This window comes from Actinomadura sp. WMMA1423 (genome assembly GCF_006547145.1).
GTDB lineage: Bacteria > Actinomycetota > Actinomycetes > Streptosporangiales > Streptosporangiaceae > Spirillospora.
Genome location: NZ_CP041244.1, coordinates 9,038,015 through 9,059,786 on the forward strand (window position 1 = coordinate 9,038,015; position 21,772 = coordinate 9,059,786).

Consider the following 21,772-nt stretch of genomic DNA (forward strand, 5'->3'; position numbering starts at 1 on the left):
CTTGGCGGTAGGAGGAACCCCGTAAACGGTGATCTTCGCGCCTACTTCAATCGGATCGCATCGGTCGTCCAGGCCGTGCCGGTGGCGGTGGCAGGGCGGGCCGGGCCGTCGTGGCGGAGGCATCCGGCCGTGGCCATGAGGTGACCGCGGTCGTCCGCGAACCGGCCGCCCACTCGGACCTTGACGGTGACGGGGTCACCGTCGTGCAGGGGGCATCTCCCGGGCCGAGGACGTCGACCGGCTCGTCGCCGGCCAGGATGCCGTCGTCAACGCCGTCACTCCGCTCAAGGGCCCGCACGAGATCGACAAGTTGGACCCGAAGTTCTTCGCTCAAGCGCTGGCGCGGCCAGCTGCACCGCTCGGTCGGGACCGAGCCGGACGCCGCGGAGGACCTGGCGTTCCTCGAATGGGCCCACGACGCCCTGGCGGCGGCGATGCCTCCCGACCTCCGCGCCGGCCCTGGTCCACAGCGACTTCCGGCTCGGCAACTGCGTGGTCGGGGGCACCGGCGAGGTGTGTGCCGTCCTGGACTGGGAGACCTGCACCCTGGGGAAGCCGCTCGCCGACCTCGCGACCCTGCTCGTCGGCTGGAACGAGCGGGACGACGAGGACCTGCTCGGCCTGGCCGAGCTCGGCATCGTGCCGACCGCCGCCGAGGGGTTCCCGCCCCGGGCCGAGGTGATCGCGGCGTACTCCGAGGAGTCGGGACGGACAGCGACAGGCCGGGCAGCGCGCCGAGCAGGCGGCGCAGCCACACGTGCCGGGTGTGCGCGGCCGACCAGGCGATCAGGAACCCGAGCGGGAGCGCCGCCAGCAGCGCACCGCCCGCGAGTTCGAGCGTGCGCGGCGCGGCCTCGGCGATCACCGCGCCGACGCCGCGCCCCGTCTGGAAGGACCTGCCGAAGTCTCCGTGCAGGGCGCCGAGCAGCCCGTCGGCATAGCGTTCCGCCGCCGGGCGGTCCAGCTACTCGGTGCGCAGCGCGGCCACCCGCGCCTCGTCCACGCCGTTCTGCGGGCCGATCATGATCTGCACGGGATCGGCGGGAAGGACGGTGAAGGCCGCGAAGGTGAAGGTGTAGGCCGCCAGCACCACGGCCGCCGCCTGCATGAGGGGGCCGCGACTCGTTCGGCAGCAGCGTGAACACGATGCCGGGACGGGTGGCGGACAGCAGCCGGGGCCCCGCCTGCCGAAGGAGCGCTGGTCCTGCTGGAGCACCTGCAGGTCGGCGTCGAGCTGCCCGGAGAAGAGGCTGCCGTGCCTGGCGCTCGGGTCGGTGACGATGGCGAAGGTCAGCTCGCGAATGCGGGGGACGCCCTTGTGCGCGGCCAGTTGGCTCGCCCAGGCGTATCCCGTGCGTGCGGAGAGCCGTACTTCCTCGTTGAGCGCGACCCGGTCCAGCACGAACGGCCCGGAGCCGGCGAGCGCACCCGCGCAGCGCTGCTCAGGAGACTTCCTGAGCGTGCCCGGGGAGAGGATGCCGAGCGTGACCATCGAGGTGGCCTGGAGGAACTGCGCGCGGGGCGCTGAACCGGACCTCGACCGTCTTCGCGTCGAGAGCGAAGGATCCTTCGTACCCCGCCAGATAGCCCGATCCGAGCGGGGACCGCGCGCCGAGCTCGGAGATGTCGTCGAGGTTGGCGACGACCGCGGCGGCGTCCAGCGGGGCGCCGTCGCTGAACGTGACGCCCTCGCGCAGAGTGAAGGTGAACCGTTCGGCCCGCTCGTCGACCTTCCATGACGTCGCGAGCCACGGCACGATCTTTCCGGTGCGCGGGTCCTGGTCGGTGAGCGAGTCCGCGAGCTGGCGCGACACCTGGAGGTTCGGCGTCTGCGGGGTCTGGTGCGGGTCGAGGCAGCTCACCGGTGCGGCGAGCCCCGCGGTGAAGGAGCCCGGAGGCCGCCCGGCGTCCGCCGTCGAGCAGGCCGCGAGCAGGACGGTGCCGCTCGCGAGGAGAGAGGTCAGTCGAAGCACGGGATCAGTCTGCGAACCCGCCGCCGTGATCCTCGCGTCCTCGTTCCCGCTGGATGGGAAGCGGGCGAGATTCCCGCTCGGCGGAAGCCGGGCGTCGAGCCTTCCGCCGCCGGCTCACGGGCCCTGATCGCCGTTACCCGGCGGGGCCGGGGAGCGTGCGGGCGATACGATCAGGCAATGCCTCTGACAGCGGACGACGTCGACCGGTTCGAGTCGGCGAGGCCGCGTCTACAGGCCATCGCCTACCGTCTTCTCGGCTCCGCGGACGAGGCGCAGGACGTCGTGCAGGAGACATTCCTGCGCTGGCAGGCCGCCGACGTTCGCCGCATCGAGGTTCCCGAGGCCTGGCTGACGAAGGTCCTCACCAACCTGTGCCTCAACGAGCTCGCTTCCGCGCGGGCGCGACGCGAGACCTACGTGGGCCGATGGCTTCCCGAGCCGCTGCTCGCCGGGGACCCGATGCTCGGCCCGGCGGACACCGCCGAGCAACGCGAATCGGTCTCGTACGCGGTCCTCACGCTTTTGGAGCGCCTGTCTCCCGGCGAAAGGGCCGTGTACGTGCTGCGGGAGGCGTTCGGCTACCCGCACAGGGAGATCGCCGAGATCCTCGACATCACCGAGGCGGCCAGCCAGCAGATCTTTCACCGCGCCAAGAAGCACGTCGCGTATGGCAAGGCCCGTACTGAAATCGACGAGGCCGCCGCCCGGCGGGTCGTGGAGGAGTTCCTCGCGGCCGCCACCAGTGGCCGGACCGATGAGCTCGTACGCCTGCTCTCCAAGGACGCCGTCTCTGTCGGTGACGGCGGCGGGAAGGTTCCGGCGCGGACCCGGGCGGTCGAGGGAGCCGTCGAGGTCGCGAAGTTCGTGTGGGGCCTGTTCAAGCCCTCCGAGGCCAAGCGCGCCATCGTCGGCGGCTCGCCCGAGATGTACGCCTGGACCGCCAACGGCGACCCCGCCCTCGTGGCCGTCGTGGACGGACGGGTCGTCGCCGTCATGTGCCTGGAGGTCACGGCCGAGGGCATCGCTGCCTGCCATACCCAGGCGAACCCCGACAAGCTCGAACGCGCGACCGAGCGATGGGCGGCGGGCGACCACGGCGAGCCCCTGCTCGTGATGTGACGTGGAACACGTCGGCCTCCTGTCAGGAAACGGCGGGCCGTCCGGTTCAAGTGACGAATCCGAACCGGACAGGAGTTGACGATGAGAGTGCTGGTGGCAGGGGCGACCGGAGCGATGGGCAAGCAGCTGGTGCCGCGTCTGGTCGAAGCGGGGCACGAGGTGTTCGCCATGATCCGCAGTGAGTCGAAGAAGGAGACGGCGTCACAGCTGGGGGCGGTACCGGTCATCGCCGACGCGCTCGATCGCGCCCAGGTCGAGGCGGCCGTGCGCGAGGCGGCCCCGGAGGTGATCGTTCATCAGCTGACCGCCATCGGGGACATCGACACCCGCCATTTCGAACGCAGCTTCGCCGCCACCAACCGGCTGCGCACCGAGGGCACCGACAACCTGCTCGCGGCCGCACGCGCCGCGGGGGTACGACGGTTCGTCGCCCAGAGCAACGGCGCTTTCACCTATGACCGGACCGGCGGGTCGGTCAAGACCGAGCAGGACCCTCTGGATCGCTCACCGGTCCGCCAGATGGTCGCGTTGATCGCCGCGGTCGAGCACCTGGAGAAGGCCGTGCTGGGCGCCGCCTGGACCGAAGGCGTCGTGCTGCGCTACGGCGCGTTCTACGGACCCGGCACCTCCATGGCACCGGACTCCGCGCAGTTCGAGATGATCCGCAAGCGCAGGTTCCCGGTCGTCGGCGACGGCGGCGGAGTGTGGTCCTTCGTCCACGTCGCCGATGCCGCCGAGGCCACGGTCGCAGCCGTGGAGAACGGCGGCCGCGGTGTCTACAACATCGTCGACGACGACCCCGCCCCGGTCGCCGAATGGCTGCCGGAACTGGCGGCGATGCTGGGCGCCAAGAAGCCGATGCGCGTACCGCGGTTCATCGGACGGCTGGCCGCCGGACAGGCCGGTGTCGTGCTCATGACCGAACTGCGCGGCGCGTCCAATGCCAAGGCCAAGCGCGAACTGGGCTGGCACCCGGCCCACCCGACCTGGCGCCAGGGGCTCCGGGTCGCGGGGTGACCCTGCTGAGCGCCTCCGCGGGTTTCCACGGAACGAACGCGCGTCGAAGTCCAGCCTTCCGGCACTGATGGCTGGACTTCGACAGTGACCCTCACGCCCGGCTGGGGGCGGCCTCAGCGCCAGCCGAGTTCGGGTGCGACGTGGGTCAAAATGTTCTCCAGGACGTGTGCGTTGTAGTCGACGCCGAGTTGGTTGGGGACGGTGAGCAGGAGCGTGTCGGCGGCCTGGATGGCTTCGTCGTCCGCGAGCTGCTTGACCAGTACGTCGGGTTCGGCCGCGTAGGAGCGTCCGAAGATGGCCCTGGTGTTCTCGTCGATCATTCCGATGTGGTCGCCGGAGTCGGCGTTGCGGCCGAAGTAGGCGCGGTCCAGATCGCTGGTCAGCGCGAAGATGCTGCGGCTGACCGACACGCGCGGCTCGCGCCGGTGTCCGGCGTCCTTCCACGCCTGCCGGTAGGCCTCGATCTGCTTGCGCTGCTGGACGTGCAGCGGCTCGCCGGTCTCGTCGTCCTTGAGCGTGGAGCTTTGCAGGTTCATGCCCAGCCGGGCTGCCCACACGCTGGTGGCGTTGGAGCCCGAGCCCCACCAGATGCGGTCGCGCAGCCCCTCGGAATGCGGCTCGACGCGCAGCAGGCCGGGCGGGTTGGGGAACATCGGCCGCGGATTCGGTTCGGCGAAGCCCCTGCCCTGCAGGACCGTGAGCAGTACCTCGGTGTGCTTGCGCGCCATGTCGGCGTCGGTGTCGCCCTCGGGCGGTTCGTACCCGAAGTACCGCCACCCGTCGACGACCTGCTCCGGTGATCCCCGGCTGATGCCCAGCTGCAGCCGCCCGCCGGAGATCAGGTCGGCCGCGCCGGCGTCCTCGGCGAAGTACATCGGGTTCTCGTAGCGCATGTCGATCACGCCGGTGCCGATCTCGATGCGCGAGGTCTTCGCGCCGATCGCGGACAGCAGCGGGAAGGGCGAGGCCAGCTGCCTGGCGAAATGGTGCACCCGGAAGTAGGCGCCGTCGGCGCCCAGTTCCTCGGCGGCCACGGCGAGATCGACCGACTGCAGCAGCGCGTCCGCCGCCGACCGGGTCCGCGAGCCCGCGCCGTCGCTCCAGTGGCCGAAGGAGAGAAAACCGATGTTCTTCACACCGACACCAACCAGCCCAGCGCCTGCGAGATTCCAGCACGGCCGACCTCACGGCCACTGAGCCGTCAGTCGGCTGGGTGCACCGTCGCGCGCAGTTCGGTGTAGGAGTCGAGCGCGTAGGTGCCGCCGCTGCGTCCCAGGCCGCTGGCCCTGGTGCCGCCGAAAGGCAGGTCGCCCCGGCGGGCGCAGGTGTTGATGCCGACCTGTGCCGCGGCAAGCCGGGCGGCCACGCGGCGCGCCGCGTCGAGGTCGCGCGAGTAGACCTGGTCGGTCAGTCCGTAGCGCGTCGAGTTGGCGATGGCGACCGCCTCGTCGTCCGAGGACGTCGGGGTGACGCAGATGACCGGGCCGAACGCCTCCTCCTGCATGACCGTCGTCTCGGGGCCGACGCCCGTCACGAGGGTGGCGGGGTGGAAGTAGCCGCGGTCCGGGACGTCCGGCGCGGTGTGCACCGTTCCGCCTTCGGCGCGGGCGCCGGCCACCAGCGCGGCGACGCGGTCGCGCTGGGCCTCGCTGATCAGGGGGACGGTCGTCGTCGCGGGGTCCCGCGGGTCGCCGTGCACGAGGCCGCCCAGCGCGGTGCGCAGGCGGTCGACCAGCTCGTCGTGCACCGATGTGTCGGCGATGACGCGGGCGGGCGTCACGCAGATCTGCCCGGAGTGGACCGTCCACGCCCTGGTCGCGCCGGCGACGACGGCGTCGAGGTCGGCGTCGGCGCGGACGACGAGGGCCCCCTTGCCGCCGAGTTCGAGGAGGAGCCGCTTCATGCCGGGCGCCGCCGACCGGTAGATCTCGGTGCCGACCACCGTGCTGCCGGTGAAGCTGATCGCGCCGACCTCGGGGTGGTCGACGAGCGCGGCGCCGGGCTCGGCGCCCGCGCCCGTCACCAGGTTGACCGCGCCCGCCGGGGCGCCCTCCGCCCGCAGGGCCTCGTCGAGCGCCTCGGCGAGCGCGATGACGAGCAGCGGGTCCTGCGGGGCCGGCTTCATCACCACGGTGTTGCCGGCGAACAGGGCGGGCGCGATCTTCCCGACCATCGCGAGCAGCGGGAAGTTGTAGGGGCTGATGCAGGCGACCACGCCGACCGGGGCGCGCGTGACCGTTCCCGCGAGCCCCGATGCGACGGGTTCCGCCGGGACGGTGAGCAGGTCGGCGGGCAGGGTCGACCAGTGCCGGAGCCGGGCCAGCGCGGCGTCCACCTGGGTCTGCTCGGCGACGGCGCGGCGGGCGCCCGTGTCGGCGATGGCCAGGTCGACCAGTTCGGCGCGCCGGGCTCCGAGCAGTTCGCCGGCGCGGCCGAGCACGCGGCGGCGGGTCTCGACCGGCGTCGCCGCCCAGGCGTCGCGCGCGTCGGCCGCGGCCGCCGCGGCGGCGTCGGCCGCGGCGCGGCCGCCGTCGGCGACCGCGGCGATGACCTGCTCGGTGTAGGGGTCGGTGATGTCGTACGTCGCCGAGGTGCTGAGCCTGTCGCCGGCGATGAGGTGGTGGGCGGTCGCGGTCACGAGGTGCTCCCGAAGCGGAGGAAGCCGCGGTCGATACGGCCGTGGCGGAGGTCGTCGACGAGTCGTTCCGCGTCCTCCGGGGGCACGACCGCCGACACGAGCGGGGTCAGGTCGAGGTCACCGCGCAGGACGCGCTCGGCGAGGTCGGGCAGCTTCCGGCGCGGGTCGACCGAGCCCATGCGGCAGCCGAGCAGGGACTTGTCGTGGAACAGGTCGCGCACCACGAGGTCGATGGACGCGCCGGTCGGCGGCAGCCCGAGGATGACGGCCCGTCCGCCCCAGGCGAGGGCCTCGACGGAGGCTTCGAGGAGCCCGGTGTGGCCGGCGCACTCGAACGCGGCGTCCACACCGCCGGGCACCAGCGACCGGACGGCCGGGACGATCTGGGCCGGATCGCCGGGGACGAGGAAGTCGGTGGCCCCGCAGGTGCGGGCGATCTTCTCCTTCGCCGGGTTGCGGTCGACGACCACGATGCGGTCGGCGCCGGCCGCTCGGGCGGCGAGGACGACGTTCAGCCCGATCCCGCCGGCGCCGGTCACGAGCACGGTCTCGCCGGCGCGGAGCCGGGCGCGGTCCTCCACGGCGCCGAACGCGGTGACCGTCGCGCATCCGAGCATGGCGGCGACCGGGTCGGAGATCTCGGCGGGGATCGGGATGACCTGCTCCTCGGCCACCACGATCCGCTCGGCGAAGGCGCCGAGCCTGACGAACTGGTGCACGACGTCGCCGGCGCGGGAGAACGGGCTGGCGGCGGACCGGCCGGAGGCGGGGCACAGGGTCGGACGGCCTTCGCGGCAGTGGCGGCACTCGCCGCATCGGCGCAGGACGGTGAGCACGACCCGCTGCCCCGCGGGCACGTCGGTGCCGGGTCCCGCCGCGGTGACCGCGCCGACGGCCTCGTGGCCGAGGACGGCGGGCGCGGGCTGGGGGATGCGGCCTTCCATCGGGCTGAGGTCGCTGTGGCACAGGCCGGCCATGGCGATGTCGACGGCGACCTCGCCCGGGCCCGGCGGGCGGACCTCGACCGTCGAGTCGACGTGGAGCCCTGTTCCGTCCCAGACCAGCGCGCGCACGGGCTCTCCCCCTGGTTGTTCTATTCATTCCAATCTGCTTTTGCTGAACGGAATCTATCGTCGCGCGATGGATGGTCACAAGGCGGCCCCCAGGGCGCAGGGCGGTGCGGTGTTCGCCGAGCAAGACGTGCCGCGGTACCAGGGGCGTCCCGTGCCTATGCGAGCATCGCGCCGATCCGGTCGATCTGGGGTAGGGCGTCCTCGAAGAGCAGCGACAGGTAGACGCCGTCGACGTGCGCCGAGAGCTCCTCCAGCCGGGCCCGGCACTCGTCCGCGCGGCCCACGACGGCGAAGCGGCCGAGCAGGTAGTCCTCGATGTCGGGCCGGTCCGCGAACATCCTCGCGTTCGAGGTCGCGCCGGAGCGGCCGTGCGAGCCGTAGTCGTAGGTGGCGTAGCGCTCGGCCAGCACCCCGGCGTACTCCGCGGGCACGTTCTTGCCCTCGAAGGTCGAGGCGAAGGCGAAGTGCGAGGCGCTCACCGCGCGCGGGACGAGGCGCCGCCGCAGTTCGCGCACCTCGTCGTCGTCACGTCCGACGGCGATCCGCATCGAGGCCCAGATCTCCGGCGGAGCGGCGGCCGCGTCGCGGGACTCCCGCGCGCACTCGCGGATCGTGCCGAGCGCGACGGGATCCCCGCCGACACCGGCGATGACGCCGCCCGCGACGCGCCCGGCGCTGCGCGCGGTCGCGGGGCCGCTAGCCGCGACGAGCAGGAAGGGGTCGACGCCCGCCGCCCGCGCGGACCCGGCCACCGAGCGCCCGAAGTCCTCGAGGGCGGCCAGGGACGCGGGCCGCAGGCCGAAGGTGTGCACGGCCGAGTCGCCCCGGCCGAACCCCAGGCGGAACCGTCCGGGGTGGGCGGCGGTCAGGGTCCGCGCGGCGCTGGCGTGCACCGACCAGTGCCGGGTGACGGGGTTGGTCACGCTGGTGCTCACGACCAGGGAGGACGTCGCGCCGAGCGCGTCGGTGCAGGCGGAGTAGAGCTCCCCGTAGTTGGGGGAGTCGCCGATGCCGATGCCCCACAGGCCGGCCGCCTCGCACCGGGCGGCCACCTCCCGGGTCAGGCCGGGGGAAATGGGGAGCCAGTTGGCGCACAGGCGCATGGTCGTTCCTCTCCGTCGGGCCGGCGACCCTTGACATAACCTCGGATCACACACATGATTCATACCAGGGTAATCAGATTCCGTTCAATAGAATTCATGGTCGTGACGATGCTGGGAGGGGCCCCATGACCGAGGCCGTGCGCTCCGAGTCGCCCCCGGCGGGCGACGTCGGGCCGAGCGCCGACAAGATCCGCATCGAGGGGCTGTCCTACCGCTACCGCCGTCGCGGCAGGGAGGACGTCGTCGCGCTCGACGACGTCGACCTGACCGTCGGCCGCGGCGAGTTCCTCTCGGTCGCCGGGCCGTCGGGGTGCGGGAAGTCGACGCTGCTCCGGGTGATCGCGGGGCTGCAGAAGCCCACCGGCGGCGTCGTCCGGGTCCGCCGCGAGCACCGGGACCGCCCGCTGTGCGCCCCGGTGTTCCAGGAGTACTCCATCTTTCCGTGGCGCACGGTCGAGGCGAACGTGCGCCTGGGGCTGGACGCCGCCGGTGTGGACCGCGCCGAGGCGCGCCGCCGCTCCCAGGAGTGGATCGAGCGGGTCGGTCTCGCCGGGTTCGAGAAGGCGCTTCCCGGCAACCTGTCCGGCGGCATGAAGCAGCGCGTCGCCCTGGCCCGCGCGTTCGTCGTCGAGCCCGAGATCCTGCTGATGGACGAGCCCTTCGCCGCGCTCGACGCGCAGCTGCGCAAGGTCCTCCAGGAGGAGCTGCTCGCCATCGTCCGCGAGCACAGCTACACGGTCTTCTTCGTCACCCACAACCTCGACGAGGCGATCCTCCTGTCCGACCGGATCGCCCTGATGTCGGCCCGTCCGGGACGTGTCCGCCGCATCGTGGACGTCCCGTTCGCGCGCCCGCGATCGGCGGAGCTGAGGAAGGACCCGCAGTTCGCCCGGCTGGAGGAGGATCTCTGGGCCGACCTGAAGGGCGACGTCGAGGCGATCGAGGGGGCCGTCCAGTGACCGTGCAGATGGACCGGGGCGTCTCCCGGAACGAGGACGGCTGGGTCGAGCGCCGGCCCGACCCCAGGCAGCGGTCGGCGGCCGACCAGGCGAGGCGCGACGGTGTCCTGCGCCTCCTGCTCGGCCTCGTGCTCCCGGTCGGCGTGCTCGTCGCCTGGGAGATCTCGGCCAGGTCGGGCTGGATCGACGCCCGCTTCTTCAGCCAGCCGAGCGCGGTCGCGTCGAAGGCGGGGGAGGACCTGCGCAGCGGGCTGCTCTGGTCCGAGCTCAGGATCACCATCGTCCGGCTGGTGACCGGCTACGTCGTCGGATCGCTGGCCGGAGTCCTCATCGGCCTGCTGATGAGCCAGGTGAAGGTCCTGCGCTGGATGCTGGAGCCCCTGATCCGCGCGCTCTACGTCATCCCCAAGCTGGCGCTGCTGCCGCTGTTCCTGCTCCTGTTCGGGCTCGGCGAGGTGCCGAAGCTGGTCTTCATCTCCCTCGGCACCTTCTACATCGTCGCCTTCACGACGCTGTCGGCCGCGATGATGATCCCCACCGCGTTCCACGAGGTCTCGCGGTCCTACGGCCTGTCGCCCGGCCAGCGGTTCCGCTGGATGATCGTCCCGGCGATCACGCCCCAGATCGTCTCCAGCCTCAAGCTCGCCTCGGGCATCTCCATGCTGCTCGTCGTCGCCGTCGAGTTCGTCAACGCCCACGAGGGCCTGGGCTACTACACCTGGCACGCCTGGCAGGTCTTCGTCCCCGACCGGATGTACGTCGGCGTCGTGACCATCTCGATCGTCGGCGTCCTGTTCAGCGGACTGGTCGGGCTGCTCGGCTCCCGCCTGTCGCGCTGGGCGGACAGCGAGTACGCCCAGAGCCGCTGACCCGGCCGTAGCCGCAACGCCCACATCCCATCCATCACGCAGGACCTGCCCGCGCTCCACGACGAGCGCCGGGACGGTCCCGCACTCCCGCAGACGGGGAAGCAGCACAGCGCATGACCACGAGATCCGACCCGCGGCCGGCCGATCCGGCCCCCGCCGCCCAGCAGACCGACCTGTCCGAGCTGCGCGAGATCGCCCGCCAGGTCGCGGAGAAGCGGTACGCCCCCCACGTCGAGCAGTGGGACCGCGACCGGACCGTCATCACCCACGACGAGCGGCGCTACCTGGGGTCCCTCGGGTGGCTGGGCATCGCCCTCCCCGAGGAGTACGGGGGCGCCGGAGGGACGTTCGCCGAAGCGCTGGCCGTGGTCGAGGAGCTGGCCAAGGTGTGGCCGCCGGCGGCCTTCCAGGTCTTCGAGGCCAACGTCGGACCGGCGCAGCACCTGGTGCGGCTCGGCACCGAGGAGCAGAAGCGGCGCTTCCTGCCCGGCGTGATCAGCGGCGCCAACGCGATGGCCATCGGCATCTCCGAGCCGGACGCCGGATCGGCCGCCACCGACATGGTCACCCGCGCGGAGATCAAGGGCGACACGGTCGTGGTGCGCGGGCTGAAGCGCTGGATCTCCAACGGCGGGGACGCGGACCGCTACCTCGTCTACTGCCGGATGGGCGACCTCCCGGGCGCCAAGGGCATCGGGGCCGTGATCGTCGAGGCCGACCGCGAGGGCGTCTCGTTCGGGGCGCGCGAGCGGCTGATGGGCTTCCGGGGCCTGCCGTCCGCCGACGTGATCCTCGACGACGTCGAGGTCCCGGTCGAGAACATCGTCGCCCGGCCCCCCGACGGCTTCCGCGACCTGTTCTCGATGTTCTCCATCGAACGGCTGGGCAACACGACGATGAGCCTCGCGCTGGGGCAGGCCGCCCTGGACAGGACCATCGCCTACGTCCAGGAGCGCGAGCAGTTCGGCCGGCCCATCGCGGAGTTCCAGGCGGTCCAGGTCACCCTCGCGGACATGCTCCTGGAGGTCGAGTCGGTGCGCATGCTCCGCGACCGCGCCGTGGCCGGGCTCGACGCCGGCGCCCCGAGCACCCTGCACGTCTCGCTCGCCAAGTGCGCGGCCAACGAGATGGCCAAGCGCGTCACCGACATGGCGATGACGCTGCACGGCGCGAACGGCTACACCGAGGAGTACGGCCTGGAGCGCATGCACCGGGACGCGCACGGCTGGGCGCTCGCCGGCGGCACGCCCAACATCCAGCGCACCCGTATCGCCGCCGAGCTGCTCGGCCGCTCCTTCGACCAGCGCCCGGCACGGCGCGGGGCCGCCCCCGGCGGACGGGAGGCGTGAACCGTGGCCGAGCTTCGTGACGTCGTCATCGTCGACGGATGCCGCACCCCGATGGGCAAGGGCAAGCCAGGGGGCGCCCTGAGCGGCCTCCACTCCGTCGAGCTCCTCGCCCAGACCCTCGCCCACCTCGTCTCGCGGACGTCCATCGATCCGGGCACCGTCGGCGACGTGATCGTGGGGTGCGTCAGCCAGGCCGGCGAGCAGTCCGCGACCCCCGGCCGGATGGCGTGGCTCTCGGCGGGCTTCCCCGTCCACGTCCCCTCGACCACGGTCGAGCGCAAGTGCGGGTCGGGGCAGCAGGCGATCGAGTTCGCCGCGCAGGGCATCGCGACGGGCGCGCACGACGTCGTCATCGCCGCGGGCGTCGAGTCGATGAGCCGCGTCCCGATGGGCGTCGCCCGCATCGGGCAGGACCCGTGGGGTCCCGGTGTCGCCGGGCGCTTCCGCCTGGTCCCGCAGGGCGTCGCCGCCGAGCGGGTGGCCGAGACATGGGGCATCACCCGCGAGGAGCAGGACCGGTTCGCCGCCGACTCCCACCGGCGGGCGCAGGCCGCCGCCGAGTCCGGCGGCTTCGACGACGAGATCGTCCCGATCACCCTGCCGGACGGCACCGAGGTGACCGCCGACGAGACCATCCGCCCGGCCACCACGGTCGAACGGCTCGCCGGGCTCAAGGCCGTCTTCGAGTCCGAGGACTACGCCGACCTCCTGCCGGGCCGCACCTGGTCGGTCACCGCCGGGAACAGCTCCCAGCTCACCGACGGGGCGGCGGCGGTGCTGCTGATGAGCGCGGACAGGGCCGAGCGGCTCGGCCTCACCCCGCGCGCGCGGATCACCGGCTCGTCCGTCGTCGGCGACGACCCCGAGATGATGCTGACCGGTCCCATCCCCGCGACCCGGCGGATCCTGGAGCGCACCGGCCTCGGGCTCGACGACTTCGACGCCTTCGAGGTCAACGAGGCCTTCGCCTCCGTCCCGCTCGCCTGGGCCGGGGAACTCGGGGCCGACCACGCCCGGCTGAACCCGCGCGGCGGCGCGATCGCGCTCGGCCACCCGCTCGGCGCGAGCGGCTGCCGCCTCTTCGTCACCCTCCTCAACCACCTGGAGCAGACCGGCGGCACCCGCGGCCTCCAGACCATGTGCGAGGCCGGCGGCCTCGCGAACGCGACCGTCCTCGAGCGGATCTCGTGACGGCGCACCGACGACACGAAGGGCACAACGAATGGACATCCGGGGCAAGGCGGCCCTCGTCACCGGGGCGGCGTCCGGCCTGGGCCGGGCGACCGCGCGGGAGCTGGTCACCGCCGGGGCGCACGTCGTCCTCCTCGACCTGGAGAGCAGCGACGGCGAGCGCGTCGCCGGGGAGCTCGGCGCGGGCGCCGCGGGCCGGGTGCGGTTCGCCGCGGCCGACGTGACCGACCCGGGCCAGGTCGCCGCGGCCGTCGAGGCCGCGACCGAGCTCGGCGAGCTGCGCGCGCTCGTGCACTGCGCCGGCCGGGGCGGGCCCGTCCGGGTGGTCGAGAAGGACGGCGCGCCGGGCTCCATGGAGCGCTTCCAGGACGTGGTCCAGACCAACCTGATCGGGACGTTCAACGTGCTGCGCCACGCGGCCGCCGCGATGGTCGCGCTCGACGACCTGCCGGGCGGCGAGCGCGGCGCGTGCGTGCTCACCGCCTCGGTCGCGGCGTGGGAGGGGCAGATCGGCCAGCTGCCGTACGCCGCGTCCAAGGCCGGCGTGGTCGGCATGACGCTCGTCGCCGCCCGCGACCTGGCCCGGAGCCATGTCCGCGTCAACACGATCGCCCCGGGCCTGTTCGACACCCCGATCCTCTCCCGCGTGCCGGAGCAGGTCCGCGACCGCCTGGCCGCCTCGATCCCGCACCCGGCGCGCCTGGGCGATCCCGCGGACTTCGCGTCCCTGGCCGCCCACATCCTCGCCAACCCCATGCTCAACGGCGAGACGATCCGGCTCGACGGCGCCATCAGGATGGCGCCGCGATGACGTCGGCCGAGCCCTCGCTCCCTCCCTCTGAAAGGCAGCCCTCCATGAGCGTCGACACCACGGTTCCCGCAGGCGGACCCCCGGCGGGGGACGGCCCGGCAGGGCAGGAGCCGATGTTCGATTCCGTCCGCGACGTCTGGGACCCGGCCTTGCTCGACCCGGAGCCGGCGTACGACGGCATGTGGGCGGAGCTCACGCCGCACCAGCGCGAGATCCGGGAACGGGCCCGCGAGGTGGCCGTCCGCGAGCTGCGCCCGATGGCCGCGCACTGGGACGAGACCGAGGAGTTCCCGCGCAAGACGTTCGAGGCCGTCCTCGACGCGGGGCTCGTCGGCCTCACGATCCCGAAGCGGTACGGCGGCCAGGGCGAGACCCTGCTCGAAGGGTGCATCGTGGTGGAGGAGCTGGCGCGCGCCTGCCTGAGCACCGCGATGTCCGTCCAGCCGTTCCTGAACGGGCCGTGGCGCGCGATCAACGTGCTCGGCACCGAGGAGATGAAGGACCGGCTGCTCCCCGGGGTCGCCGCCGGCACGAACCACTTCGCGATCGCCATGAGCGAGCCGGCCGCCGGCAGCGCCGGCACCGACCTGCGGGCCACGCTGACCCCGGACGGCGACGGGTTCCGGCTGACCGGCACCAAGTGCTGGATCACCGGCGGCCACGTCGCGGACACCATCATCGTGTTCGCCCGCCTGGCCGGCACCTCCGGCCCCTACGGCATCGGCGCCGTGGTACTCACCGGGCGGCCCGAGGGGGTGGGCGAGTTCCACATCGACCCGAAGATGGGGATCCGGGGCGTCGCCGAGTGCCTGGTGCACTTCGACGACGTGCGCGTGGACCCGGAGGACGTCCTGGTCATGCCCGAGGAGCACTCCAAGAACGGCACCGGCATCCTGGTCAACCAGTTCAACCCCGAGCGGTGCGGCAACGCCGCCATGTGCACGGGTCTCGGCCAGGCCGCCCTGGACGCGAGCGTCGGCCACCTCAACGCCCGCCGCCAGTTCGACCGCCCGCTCGCGGAGTTCCAGGGCCTCCAGTGGAAGATCGCCGACATGGCGCTGGACGTGCACGTGTCGCGCATGCTGCTGTGGCGGGCCGCCCGCAGCGGGGACGGGGGCTTCCCCGACCAGACGGCGACCCTCATGGCCAAGCTGCACAGCAGCGAGATGGTGCAGCGGGTCACCAACGCGGCCATCGGCGTCCACGGCGCGCGCGGCTACTCGCGCCGCTGGCCCGTGGAGCGCTACTTCCGCGACGGGCGCGGCCTCACCATGGGCGGCGGGACGCCCGAGGTGATGCGCAACGTGCTCGGCGCCCAGGTGCTCGGCGTCAGCGGCAGCCAGCGGAGGAGGTGACGTGGCTCTGCGACCCCAGCTGGACCGGACGGTCTACGGCGACGAGCACCGGGACTTCGCCGACATGGTCGGAGCCTTCCTGCGCGAGAACGTGGCGCCGCGCGTCGCCGAGTTCGAGGCCGCGGGGATGGTGCACCGGGACGTCTACCGGGCCGCCGGGAAGCTCGGCCTGGTCGGCCTCCAGATCCCGGAGGAGTACGGCGGCGGCGGGCAGGACGGCTTCCTCTTCAACTGCGTCGTGACCGAGCAGGTCGCCTACGAGCGGGTGACCCTCGGCTCCCTGCGCGTGCACACCGACGTCGTCACCCCGTACGTCCTGTCCCTCGCGACCGACGAGCAGAAGCGCCGCTGGCTCCCGGGGATGGCGAGCGGCGAGCTGATGACGTCGATCGCCATGACGGAGCCGGGGACGGGCTCCGACCTGGCCGGCATGCGCGCCACGCTGCGCCGGGACGGGGCCGACTGGATCCTCAACGGGGCGAAGACCTTCATCACCGGCGGCGCGCAGTCGGACCTGGTCCTCGTGGTCGCCCGCTCCTCGTCGTCCGGTGGCGACCGCCGTGCCGGGCTGACCCTCGTCGTGGTCGAGGCGGGCATGCCGGGCTTCGCCCGCGGCGCCAGACTCGACAAGCTCGGCCTCAGGGCGCAGGACACGACCGAGCTCTTCTTCGACGACGTGCGCATCCCCGCGGCCAACGTGCTCGGCGAGGAGGGCCAGGCGTTCCGCTACCTGTCCTCCCACCTGGCCCAGGAGCGGCTGTCCATCGCGGTGAACTCCCAGGCCCAGGCCGTCGCGGCGCTTGACCTGACCTGCGGCTACGTGCGCGAGCGGGAGGTGTTCGGGCAGCGGCTCGGCGGGTTCCAGAACACCCGGTTCGTCCTCGCCGAGCAGGCGACGCAGATCGCGGCCGGCCAGGCGCTGGTCGACCAGGCCATGGCCCGGCACGAGCGTCGCGAGCTCGCGCCCCCGGCGGCGGCCCAGGTCAAGCTGTTCTGCACCGAGCTGCACGGCCGGGTGGCCGATGCCTGCCTGCAACTGCACGGCGGTTACGGCTACGTCTGGGAGCAGCACATCTGCCGGATGTACGCCGACGCGCGGGTGGCCCGCATCTACGGCGGGACCAGCGAGGTCATGAAGAGCATCATCGCCCGGACGCTCCAGCTGACCTGACCAAGGCGAGAGCGCCCACGTGAAAGCCCCTGCCGCTCCGTTCCCGGAGGGTGGGGCAGGGGCTTCGCGCGTCACCCGTCCGCAGGGCGCGCGGTCAGGCCTCCCGGACGACGGCCGGGCGGCCGAGGCGGGTGCTCATGGCCTCCGCCTCCCGCAGCACGCCGGCGACGACCCGGTCGCGGATCTCCTCGGCGCGCGCGGTCGGGATGGACACGCCAAGGGCGCCCACGACGTCTCCGGTGGCGTCGAAGACGGGTGCGGCGCACCCCCACAGGTCGGGCCAGCGCACGCCGGGGCCGGCCGCGTAGCCGCGCCGCCGGATCTCGGCCAGCATGGCCGCGACCTGCTCGGGGCCGCGGGGATCGCCGTTCTCGGCCTGCTCGGCGACGGCCCGCTCGACGGCCGGCTCGTCGAGCTGCGCCAGCACGGCCTGGCCGGTGGTGACCGCGAGGAGGCGGTACCGCTGACCGAGGCGCACGTGCGCCCGGACCGGCTTGATCGGCTCGGAGTGGGCCGCGTAGGTCACCGCGCTCTGCTCGTAGACGGCGTAGACCGACGTCTCGTCCAGCTCGGCGGTCAGCCGGTCGGTGTGCTCGCGGGAGATGGCCGAGAGGCCGACCGACGTGTTGACCGCGCAGCCGAGCCGCCAGACCAGCATCGTCCCGCGCCAGGTCCGGTCGGACTGCTGCACGACGTAGCCCTCGTCCGCCATCAGGCGCAGGATCCGCAGCAGCGTCGGCGGCGCCAGCTCGGTGCGCTCGCTGAGCACCTTGAGAGTCTCCGGGCCGTGCTCGCAGACCACCTCGAGCACGCGCAGCGTCCGTGCGATCGAACCCTCGGCCACCGCTCGGCCTCCTGACATCCGCGGGACAGTTCCCCCGGAGCCTAGCGCAAATTTTACTCAGTCGAATTGAATTGCAGGTCAGGCGGGGAGTGCGGCCGCGATCTTCGCGCGGTGGTGGGCGGCCGTGCCCAGCAGGAGGGCGCCGACGGTGCAGCGTTTGAAGTAGTGGTGCAGGTCGTGCTCCCAGGTGAAGCCGATGCCGCCGTGCAGTTGCAGGGCGCCGCCGGCGACCTCCTCGGCCGCCTCCGTCGTCCAGGCCATCGCGGTCGCGGCGACGAGGGCGCGATCGCCCGCGCCGGACTCGATGGCATCGGCCAGTTCGAGCACCATCGAACGGATGGACTCGACCTGGATCAGCATGCCCGCGCACCGGTGCTTGACGGCCTGCCGGGCGGCGATCGGCATTCCGAACTGGACCCGCTGCCCGGCGTACTCGACGGTGGTCCCGAGCAGCCAGGTCGCCAGTCCCAGCAGCGTCGCGCCGTGCAGCGCCAGCGCCAGCAGCCGCGCCTCCCCGACGACGGCTGCCAGGGCGTCGCCGCCGGCCGGCAGCAGGGTGGCGGGGGAGCCGTCGCAGACCACCCGGACGAGCGGCTGGGTCGCGTCGAGGTTCTCCAGCGGCTCGACGGCGGTGTCGCTCGTCCGCACCAGCGCGAGCCGGCGACCGTCCGGCGCCTGCACGGGCGCCACGACGATGTCGGCGACGTCCCCGTCCGGGACGAAGGGGAGGGTGCCGTGGACCAGGCCGTCACGGAGGTCGAGCGCGGGCGCCGACCAGGTGCCGTCCTCGGCCAGCAGCCCGTACGTCGCCAGGCCGGCGGCCCCGCCGCCGGCGGGCCCGATGAGGGCGCCCGCGACCGAGGCGCTCAGGAACGGCAGGGGAGCGGCGGCCCGGCCCAGCGCCTCGGCGACCAGGCACGCGGTGACCACGTCGCCCGCCTCCGCCGGTTCGAGCAGCCCGTTGGCGACGAGCTCGCCCCAGAGCCCCGCGTCGAACTTCCGGGGCCCCGGCGCGTGCCGCATCCGCTCCAGGGGGTCGCGCTTGCGGAGCAGGGCGCTGACGCTGTCGGCGAAGTCCGTCTGCTCGGGGGATGCCAGCCTCATGCCTTTTCTCCCTGGGAACTCGTGAACTCGCGCCAGGAGACGGTCCTGCTCGGGTCCGCCCCGCGCGGCATGCCGAGGGCGCGCTCGGCGATCTGGTCGCGGAGCACCTCCGAGGTGCCGCCGGCGATGGTCTTCGGCTGCACGCGCAGGAAGGCCCACGCGTCGTGGGCGCGGGCGCGGTCGCCGGGGGCGTGCGCGACCGCGCCGAGGCCGCCGCCGCCGAGGATGCCGCGCTGCAGGCGCTTGGTGTGCTCGGCCTGCAGGACCTTGTTGTACGGAGTGCCGTTCGCCACCGGGGGGAGGCCTTCCGCACGATGCAGGGCGTTGCGCCGGTTGTTGAGCGCGATCGCCTGGGACTCGACGTACAGGCGCACGATCGCGTCGGCCTCGACGGCGCCGGCTCCCGGCAGGCGCTCGGTGACGAGCTCGTCCACGGTGCGGCCGACGACGGAGCCGGGGGTGGCGGCCCCCGCCCCCGAGCCGGCCACGCGCTCCAGCTGGAGCACCGCGCGCACGACCTCCCACCCTTGGCCGGTCGCACCGAGGCGGTAACGGTCGGGCACCACGACGTCGTCGAGGGCGACCTCGAAGAACTCCGCGTCGCCGGTCATCTGCAGGATCGGCCGGACCTGGACGCCGGGCGCCGAGAGGTCCACGAGGAAGCAGGTCAGCCCGGCGTGCTTGGGGACGTCGACGTCCGTGCGGGCGACCGCGAGGCCCCAGCCGGCCCGGTCGGCGCGGCTGGTCCAGATCTTGCGGCCGGTGAGGCGCCACCCGTCGCCGTCGCCGTCGCCGTCGCCGTCGCGGCGGGCGCGGGTGCGGACCGAGGCCAGGTCGGAACCGGCCTCCGGCTCGCTGAAGAGCTGGCACCAGAGGACCTCGTTGCGGGCGATCGGGGGGAGCAGCTCGGCGGCGACGTCGCCGTCCGCGAACTTCAGGATCGCGGGTCCGACCCAGCCGGTGCCGATGGCGCTCTCCACCGTGCCCACCCGCCAGCGGGCCAGGGTGCGGCGGACCTCGACCGCCTCGTCGGCCGGCAGCGCGCGTCCGCCCAGGTGGACCGGCCACTCCGGGACGAGCCAGCCGTCGGCCGCGACCGTGCGGACGAGATCGCCGGTCACCTCGGCGTCGAGGCCGGCGAGGTGGTCGGCCAGGCCGTCGCGGTCACCGGCGTCCACCAGCTCGGTCCAGCGCGCGGGCAGCACCCGCCGCAGCAGCTCCTCCAGCCGCGGTGCGGCGCTCATCGCACGACCCTGGCGTCGAGGGCGACGATCCGGCCGTCGACCACCCCGAGCGGATTGCATTCGACGAGCGCGGCACCGGTGCGGTCGGCGAGGTCGGCGAGGGCGAACGCCGCCGCGGCGAGCCCCGCCGCCAGCCCGCCGTAGCGTCCTGGCACGCGGTCGAACAGCTCGGCCGCGAGCCGCCGGGCGAAGTGCTCGGCGCCGAGGGCCGCGGGCATGGCGACCGTCCGGTCCAGCAGCTCGACGTGGGCGCCGCCGAGGCCCGCCGAGACGACCAGCCCCCACTGGGCGTCGCGCCGGACGCCGGCGAACAGCTCCATCGACGCGCGGAGCTGGCGGGCCACGATGAGCGGGACGCCGCTCGCGAGGAGCTCGGCCGCCGCTTCGCGGGCGGTGGCCGCGGTGACGTCGAGCCGGACCCCGCCGGCGCGCGCCTTGTGGACGCCGGCCGCGACGTCGGACTTGAGGACGACCGGCCAGCCGAGTTCCTCGCCGCGGGCGAGCACCTCGGCGACCGTGGTCGCGGCGCCCCAGCCGGCCACGTCCACCCCGGCACCGGCGACGAGCCGGAGGCTCTCCGAAGCCGTCGGGCCGGAGCCGAGGGAGCCGGGCCCGGCCGCGGCCGGCCGGAGGACGGGGACGCCGCTCGACCTCGGCGGCGCGCAGGACGCGAGGACGCGGCACGCCGAGTCGAGATCGGGGAGGACGACCTCGCCGGCCTCGATGCGCGGCCGGACGGCGGCCGGCTCCCGGTCGAGGGTGGCGACGACCGTGGGCGGTGCGGCGCCCGCGCGGGCGCCCGCGGCGGCGGCCTGGTCCTCGCGGCCGATCACGACGACGAGATCGACCTCGCCGCTCTCGCGGAGCGTCGCGCAGACCTTCTCGAGCGTCGCGTCGTCGCCGATCGTCTGCGCGGTCACGTCGACGGGGTTGCGCGGCGAGGCGATGCCCGGCAGGTGCGCCATCAGGCGCTCCCGCAGCCGGGCGCTGAGGGCGGGGACCTCCAGGCCGGCGCCGCTGAGCAGGTCGGCGGCGACGACGCCCGCCCCGCCGGAGCCCGTCACGATGCCGGCGCGGCGTCCGGCCGCGCGGCCCATCAGGGACAGGCTCAGCCCGGCGAGCACCAGCTCCCGGTCGGAGCGGACGAGCGTGGCGCCGTACGCCTCGAACAGTTCGCGGGTCACCGCCGTGTCCGTGCTCACCGCAGCGGTGTGGGACGCGGCCGCGGTGGACCCGGCCTCGGAGAGGCCGCCGAGCAGGCACACGACCGGCACGCCGCGGCCCGCCGCGTCCGCCAGCAGGGCCTGGAGCGTTCCAGCGTCGCGGACGCCCTCCAGGTAGAGCATCAGGACCCGGGGTTCGGCCGCGGCGAGCACGCCGCGGGCGAGGGTGCAGGCGTCCAGCTGGGTCTCGTTGCCGCTGCCGACGAAGCCGTCGAGGTGGAACCCGTACCGGGCGGCGGCCGTGACGACGCGGGCGCCGAAGGCGCCGCTCTGGGAGACGAGGAAGGCGCCGCTCCCGTGCCGGCGGTCGACGAGGCCGTCGAAGGCCTGGGCGAAGGTCAGCACCGCGCGGTCGGGCGCGTGGTAGAGCCCGACGGTGTTCGGGCCCAGGACGATCGTGCCCCGGGCGGTCGTCAGCGGGCCGCCGCCGGTCTCCTCGAACCCGGAGGCGAACACGACGGCGAACCTCGCGCGCCCGTCGATCCGGTCGAGGACCTCCTGCGCGGCCGCGGCCGGCACGCAGAGCAGCGCGACGTCCACGTCGCGGTCGAGACCGTCCCGGGGGGCGGGCGTCAGCACCTCGCCGCCGAACCGAGCCTCGCGCAGGTGCCGCAGGGTGCGGGCGCCGAGGCCAGTGTCCTTCGACGTCCCGCCGATGACGGCGACGGTGGCGGGGGAGAGCAGGGGACGCAGGTCGGGAACCTGGAGGCCGGGCTTGTTCGTCACGTC

At 73.5% G+C, this 21,772-nt stretch carries 20 protein-coding genes; 10 read left to right on the forward strand and 10 right to left on the reverse strand.

From position 1 onward, the window contains the following. Positions 1–186 precede the first annotated feature (186 nt). The gene (locus FKD65_RS46055) at positions 187–1,026 is read left to right on the forward strand and encodes a phosphotransferase (RefSeq protein ID WP_240810414.1); all 840 of its coding nucleotides are present in this window, start codon (positions 187–189) and stop codon (positions 1,024–1,026) included. Here FKD65_RS46055 and FKD65_RS41645 read toward each other — a convergent pair. Then, positions 965–1,492, reverse strand: a complete 528-nt coding sequence (locus FKD65_RS41645) for an ABC transporter substrate-binding protein (protein WP_141585387.1) — start codon at positions 1,490–1,492, stop codon at positions 965–967. The genes FKD65_RS46055 and FKD65_RS41645 overlap by 62 nt on opposite strands. Further along, positions 1,443–1,973, reverse strand: a complete 531-nt coding sequence (locus FKD65_RS41650) for an ABC transporter substrate-binding protein (RefSeq protein ID WP_168221370.1) — start codon at positions 1,971–1,973, stop codon at positions 1,443–1,445. Before FKD65_RS41650 ends, FKD65_RS41645 begins: the two co-directional genes overlap by 50 nt. Positions 1,974–2,150: 177 nt before the next feature. On the opposite strand from FKD65_RS41650, the gene FKD65_RS41655 reads away from it, so the two are divergent. Both FKD65_RS41655 and FKD65_RS41660 read left to right on the forward strand, forming a co-directional pair. After that, positions 2,151–3,092: an RNA polymerase sigma-70 factor gene (locus FKD65_RS41655; protein WP_141585392.1), complete on the forward strand. Its 942-nt coding sequence runs from the start codon at positions 2,151–2,153 to the stop codon at positions 3,090–3,092. Between the two features lie 81 nt (positions 3,093–3,173). Then, complete coding sequence (locus FKD65_RS41660) at positions 3,174–4,109, forward strand: NAD(P)-dependent oxidoreductase (RefSeq protein WP_141585394.1); 936 nt, start codon at positions 3,174–3,176, stop codon at positions 4,107–4,109. 113 nt (positions 4,110–4,222) lie between these two features. Here FKD65_RS41660 and FKD65_RS41665 read toward each other — a convergent pair whose 3' ends face one another. From FKD65_RS41665 to FKD65_RS41680, 4 genes are all read right to left on the reverse strand, one after another. Further along, positions 4,223–5,245, reverse strand: a complete 1,023-nt coding sequence (locus FKD65_RS41665) for an LLM class flavin-dependent oxidoreductase (protein WP_141585396.1) — start codon at positions 5,243–5,245, stop codon at positions 4,223–4,225. A gap of 65 nt (positions 5,246–5,310) precedes the next feature. Continuing rightward, positions 5,311–6,747, reverse strand: coding sequence for an aldehyde dehydrogenase (locus tag FKD65_RS41670; protein WP_141585399.1), 1,437 nt, complete (start codon positions 6,745–6,747; stop codon positions 5,311–5,313). Continuing rightward, positions 6,744–7,820: an alcohol dehydrogenase catalytic domain-containing protein gene (locus FKD65_RS41675; RefSeq protein WP_141585401.1), complete on the reverse strand. Its 1,077-nt coding sequence runs from the start codon at positions 7,818–7,820 to the stop codon at positions 6,744–6,746. The genes FKD65_RS41670 and FKD65_RS41675 overlap by 4 nt, the downstream gene beginning before the upstream one ends. A gap of 155 nt (positions 7,821–7,975) precedes the next feature. Next, positions 7,976–8,923: an LLM class flavin-dependent oxidoreductase gene (locus FKD65_RS41680; protein ID WP_168221371.1), complete on the reverse strand. Its 948-nt coding sequence runs from the start codon at positions 8,921–8,923 to the stop codon at positions 7,976–7,978. A 125-nt stretch (positions 8,924–9,048) separates the two neighbouring features. Here FKD65_RS41680 and FKD65_RS41685 point away from each other — a divergent pair, with 125 nt between their 5' ends. From FKD65_RS41685 to FKD65_RS41715, 7 genes are all read left to right on the forward strand, one after another. Next, positions 9,049–9,882, forward strand: coding sequence for an ABC transporter ATP-binding protein (locus FKD65_RS41685; RefSeq protein WP_141585405.1), 834 nt, complete (start codon positions 9,049–9,051; stop codon positions 9,880–9,882). Continuing rightward, complete coding sequence (locus FKD65_RS41690) at positions 9,879–10,751, forward strand: ABC transporter permease (protein ID WP_141585407.1); 873 nt, start codon at positions 9,879–9,881, stop codon at positions 10,749–10,751. Before FKD65_RS41685 ends, FKD65_RS41690 begins: the two co-directional genes overlap by 4 nt. 113 nt (positions 10,752–10,864) lie before the next feature. After that, a complete protein-coding gene (locus tag FKD65_RS41695) occupies positions 10,865–12,100 on the forward strand; it encodes an acyl-CoA dehydrogenase family protein (protein WP_141585409.1) in 1,236 nt (411 codons plus the stop codon). A 3-nt stretch (positions 12,101–12,103) separates the two neighbouring features. After that, positions 12,104–13,291: a thiolase family protein gene (locus tag FKD65_RS41700; RefSeq protein WP_205718460.1), complete on the forward strand. Its 1,188-nt coding sequence runs from the start codon at positions 12,104–12,106 to the stop codon at positions 13,289–13,291. Positions 13,292–13,322: 31 nt separating this feature from the next. Continuing rightward, positions 13,323–14,102, forward strand: coding sequence for an SDR family NAD(P)-dependent oxidoreductase (locus FKD65_RS41705; protein ID WP_141585411.1), 780 nt, complete (start codon positions 13,323–13,325; stop codon positions 14,100–14,102). Positions 14,103–14,146: 44 nt separating this feature from the next. After that, entirely contained in the window at positions 14,147–15,457 is a 1,311-nt protein-coding gene (locus FKD65_RS41710) for an acyl-CoA dehydrogenase family protein (protein ID WP_205718461.1), read from the forward strand. Position 15,458: 1 nt separating this feature from the next. Further along, positions 15,459–16,628: an acyl-CoA dehydrogenase family protein gene (locus FKD65_RS41715; RefSeq protein WP_240809856.1), complete on the forward strand. Its 1,170-nt coding sequence runs from the start codon at positions 15,459–15,461 to the stop codon at positions 16,626–16,628. A 94-nt stretch (positions 16,629–16,722) separates the two neighbouring features. Here FKD65_RS41715 and FKD65_RS41720 read toward each other — a convergent pair whose 3' ends face one another. From FKD65_RS41720 to FKD65_RS41735, 4 genes are all read right to left on the reverse strand, one after another. Next, on the reverse strand, positions 16,723–17,472 hold the full coding sequence (locus FKD65_RS41720; protein WP_168221372.1) for an IclR family transcriptional regulator: 750 nt from the start codon (positions 17,470–17,472) through the stop codon (positions 16,723–16,725). Between the two features lie 78 nt (positions 17,473–17,550). Then, positions 17,551–18,576, reverse strand: a complete 1,026-nt coding sequence (locus FKD65_RS41725; protein WP_141585415.1) for an acyl-CoA dehydrogenase family protein — start codon at positions 18,574–18,576, stop codon at positions 17,551–17,553. Continuing rightward, a complete protein-coding gene (locus tag FKD65_RS41730) occupies positions 18,573–19,820 on the reverse strand; it encodes an acyl-CoA dehydrogenase family protein (RefSeq protein ID WP_168221373.1) in 1,248 nt (415 codons plus the stop codon). Before FKD65_RS41730 ends, FKD65_RS41725 begins: the two co-directional genes overlap by 4 nt. After that, on the reverse strand, positions 19,817–21,769 hold the full coding sequence (locus tag FKD65_RS41735) for an acetate--CoA ligase family protein (protein WP_141585420.1): 1,953 nt from the start codon (positions 21,767–21,769) through the stop codon (positions 19,817–19,819). Before FKD65_RS41735 ends, FKD65_RS41730 begins: the two co-directional genes overlap by 4 nt. Positions 21,770–21,772: the final 3 nt, after the last annotated feature.

Excerpts from the sequence above, each read along its gene's own strand:
- FKD65_RS41655 (WP_141585392.1), top strand. The coding sequence starts at position 2,151 with ATGCCTCTGACAGCGGACGACGTCGACCGGTTCGAGTCGGCGAGGCCG.
- FKD65_RS41710 (WP_205718461.1), top strand. The coding sequence starts at position 14,147 with ATGAGCGTCGACACCACGGTTCCCGCAGGCGGACCCCCGGCGGGGGAC.
- FKD65_RS41705 (WP_141585411.1), top strand. The coding sequence starts at position 13,323 with ATGGACATCCGGGGCAAGGCGGCCCTCGTCACCGGGGCGGCGTCCGGC.
- FKD65_RS41695 (WP_141585409.1), top strand. The coding sequence starts at position 10,865 with ATGACCACGAGATCCGACCCGCGGCCGGCCGATCCGGCCCCCGCCGCC.
- FKD65_RS41730 (WP_168221373.1), bottom strand. The coding sequence starts at position 19,820 with ATGAGCGCCGCACCGCGGCTGGAGGAGCTGCTGCGGCGGGTGCTGCCC.
- FKD65_RS41685 (WP_141585405.1), top strand. The coding sequence starts at position 9,049 with ATGACCGAGGCCGTGCGCTCCGAGTCGCCCCCGGCGGGCGACGTCGGG.
- FKD65_RS41645 (WP_141585387.1), bottom strand. The coding sequence starts at position 1,492 with ATGGTCACGCTCGGCATCCTCTCCCCGGGCACGCTCAGGAAGTCTCCT.
- FKD65_RS41680 (WP_168221371.1), bottom strand. The coding sequence starts at position 8,923 with ATGCGCCTGTGCGCCAACTGGCTCCCCATTTCCCCCGGCCTGACCCGG.
- FKD65_RS41660 (WP_141585394.1), top strand. The coding sequence starts at position 3,174 with ATGAGAGTGCTGGTGGCAGGGGCGACCGGAGCGATGGGCAAGCAGCTG.
- FKD65_RS41725 (WP_141585415.1), bottom strand. The coding sequence starts at position 18,576 with ATGAGGCTGGCATCCCCCGAGCAGACGGACTTCGCCGACAGCGTCAGC.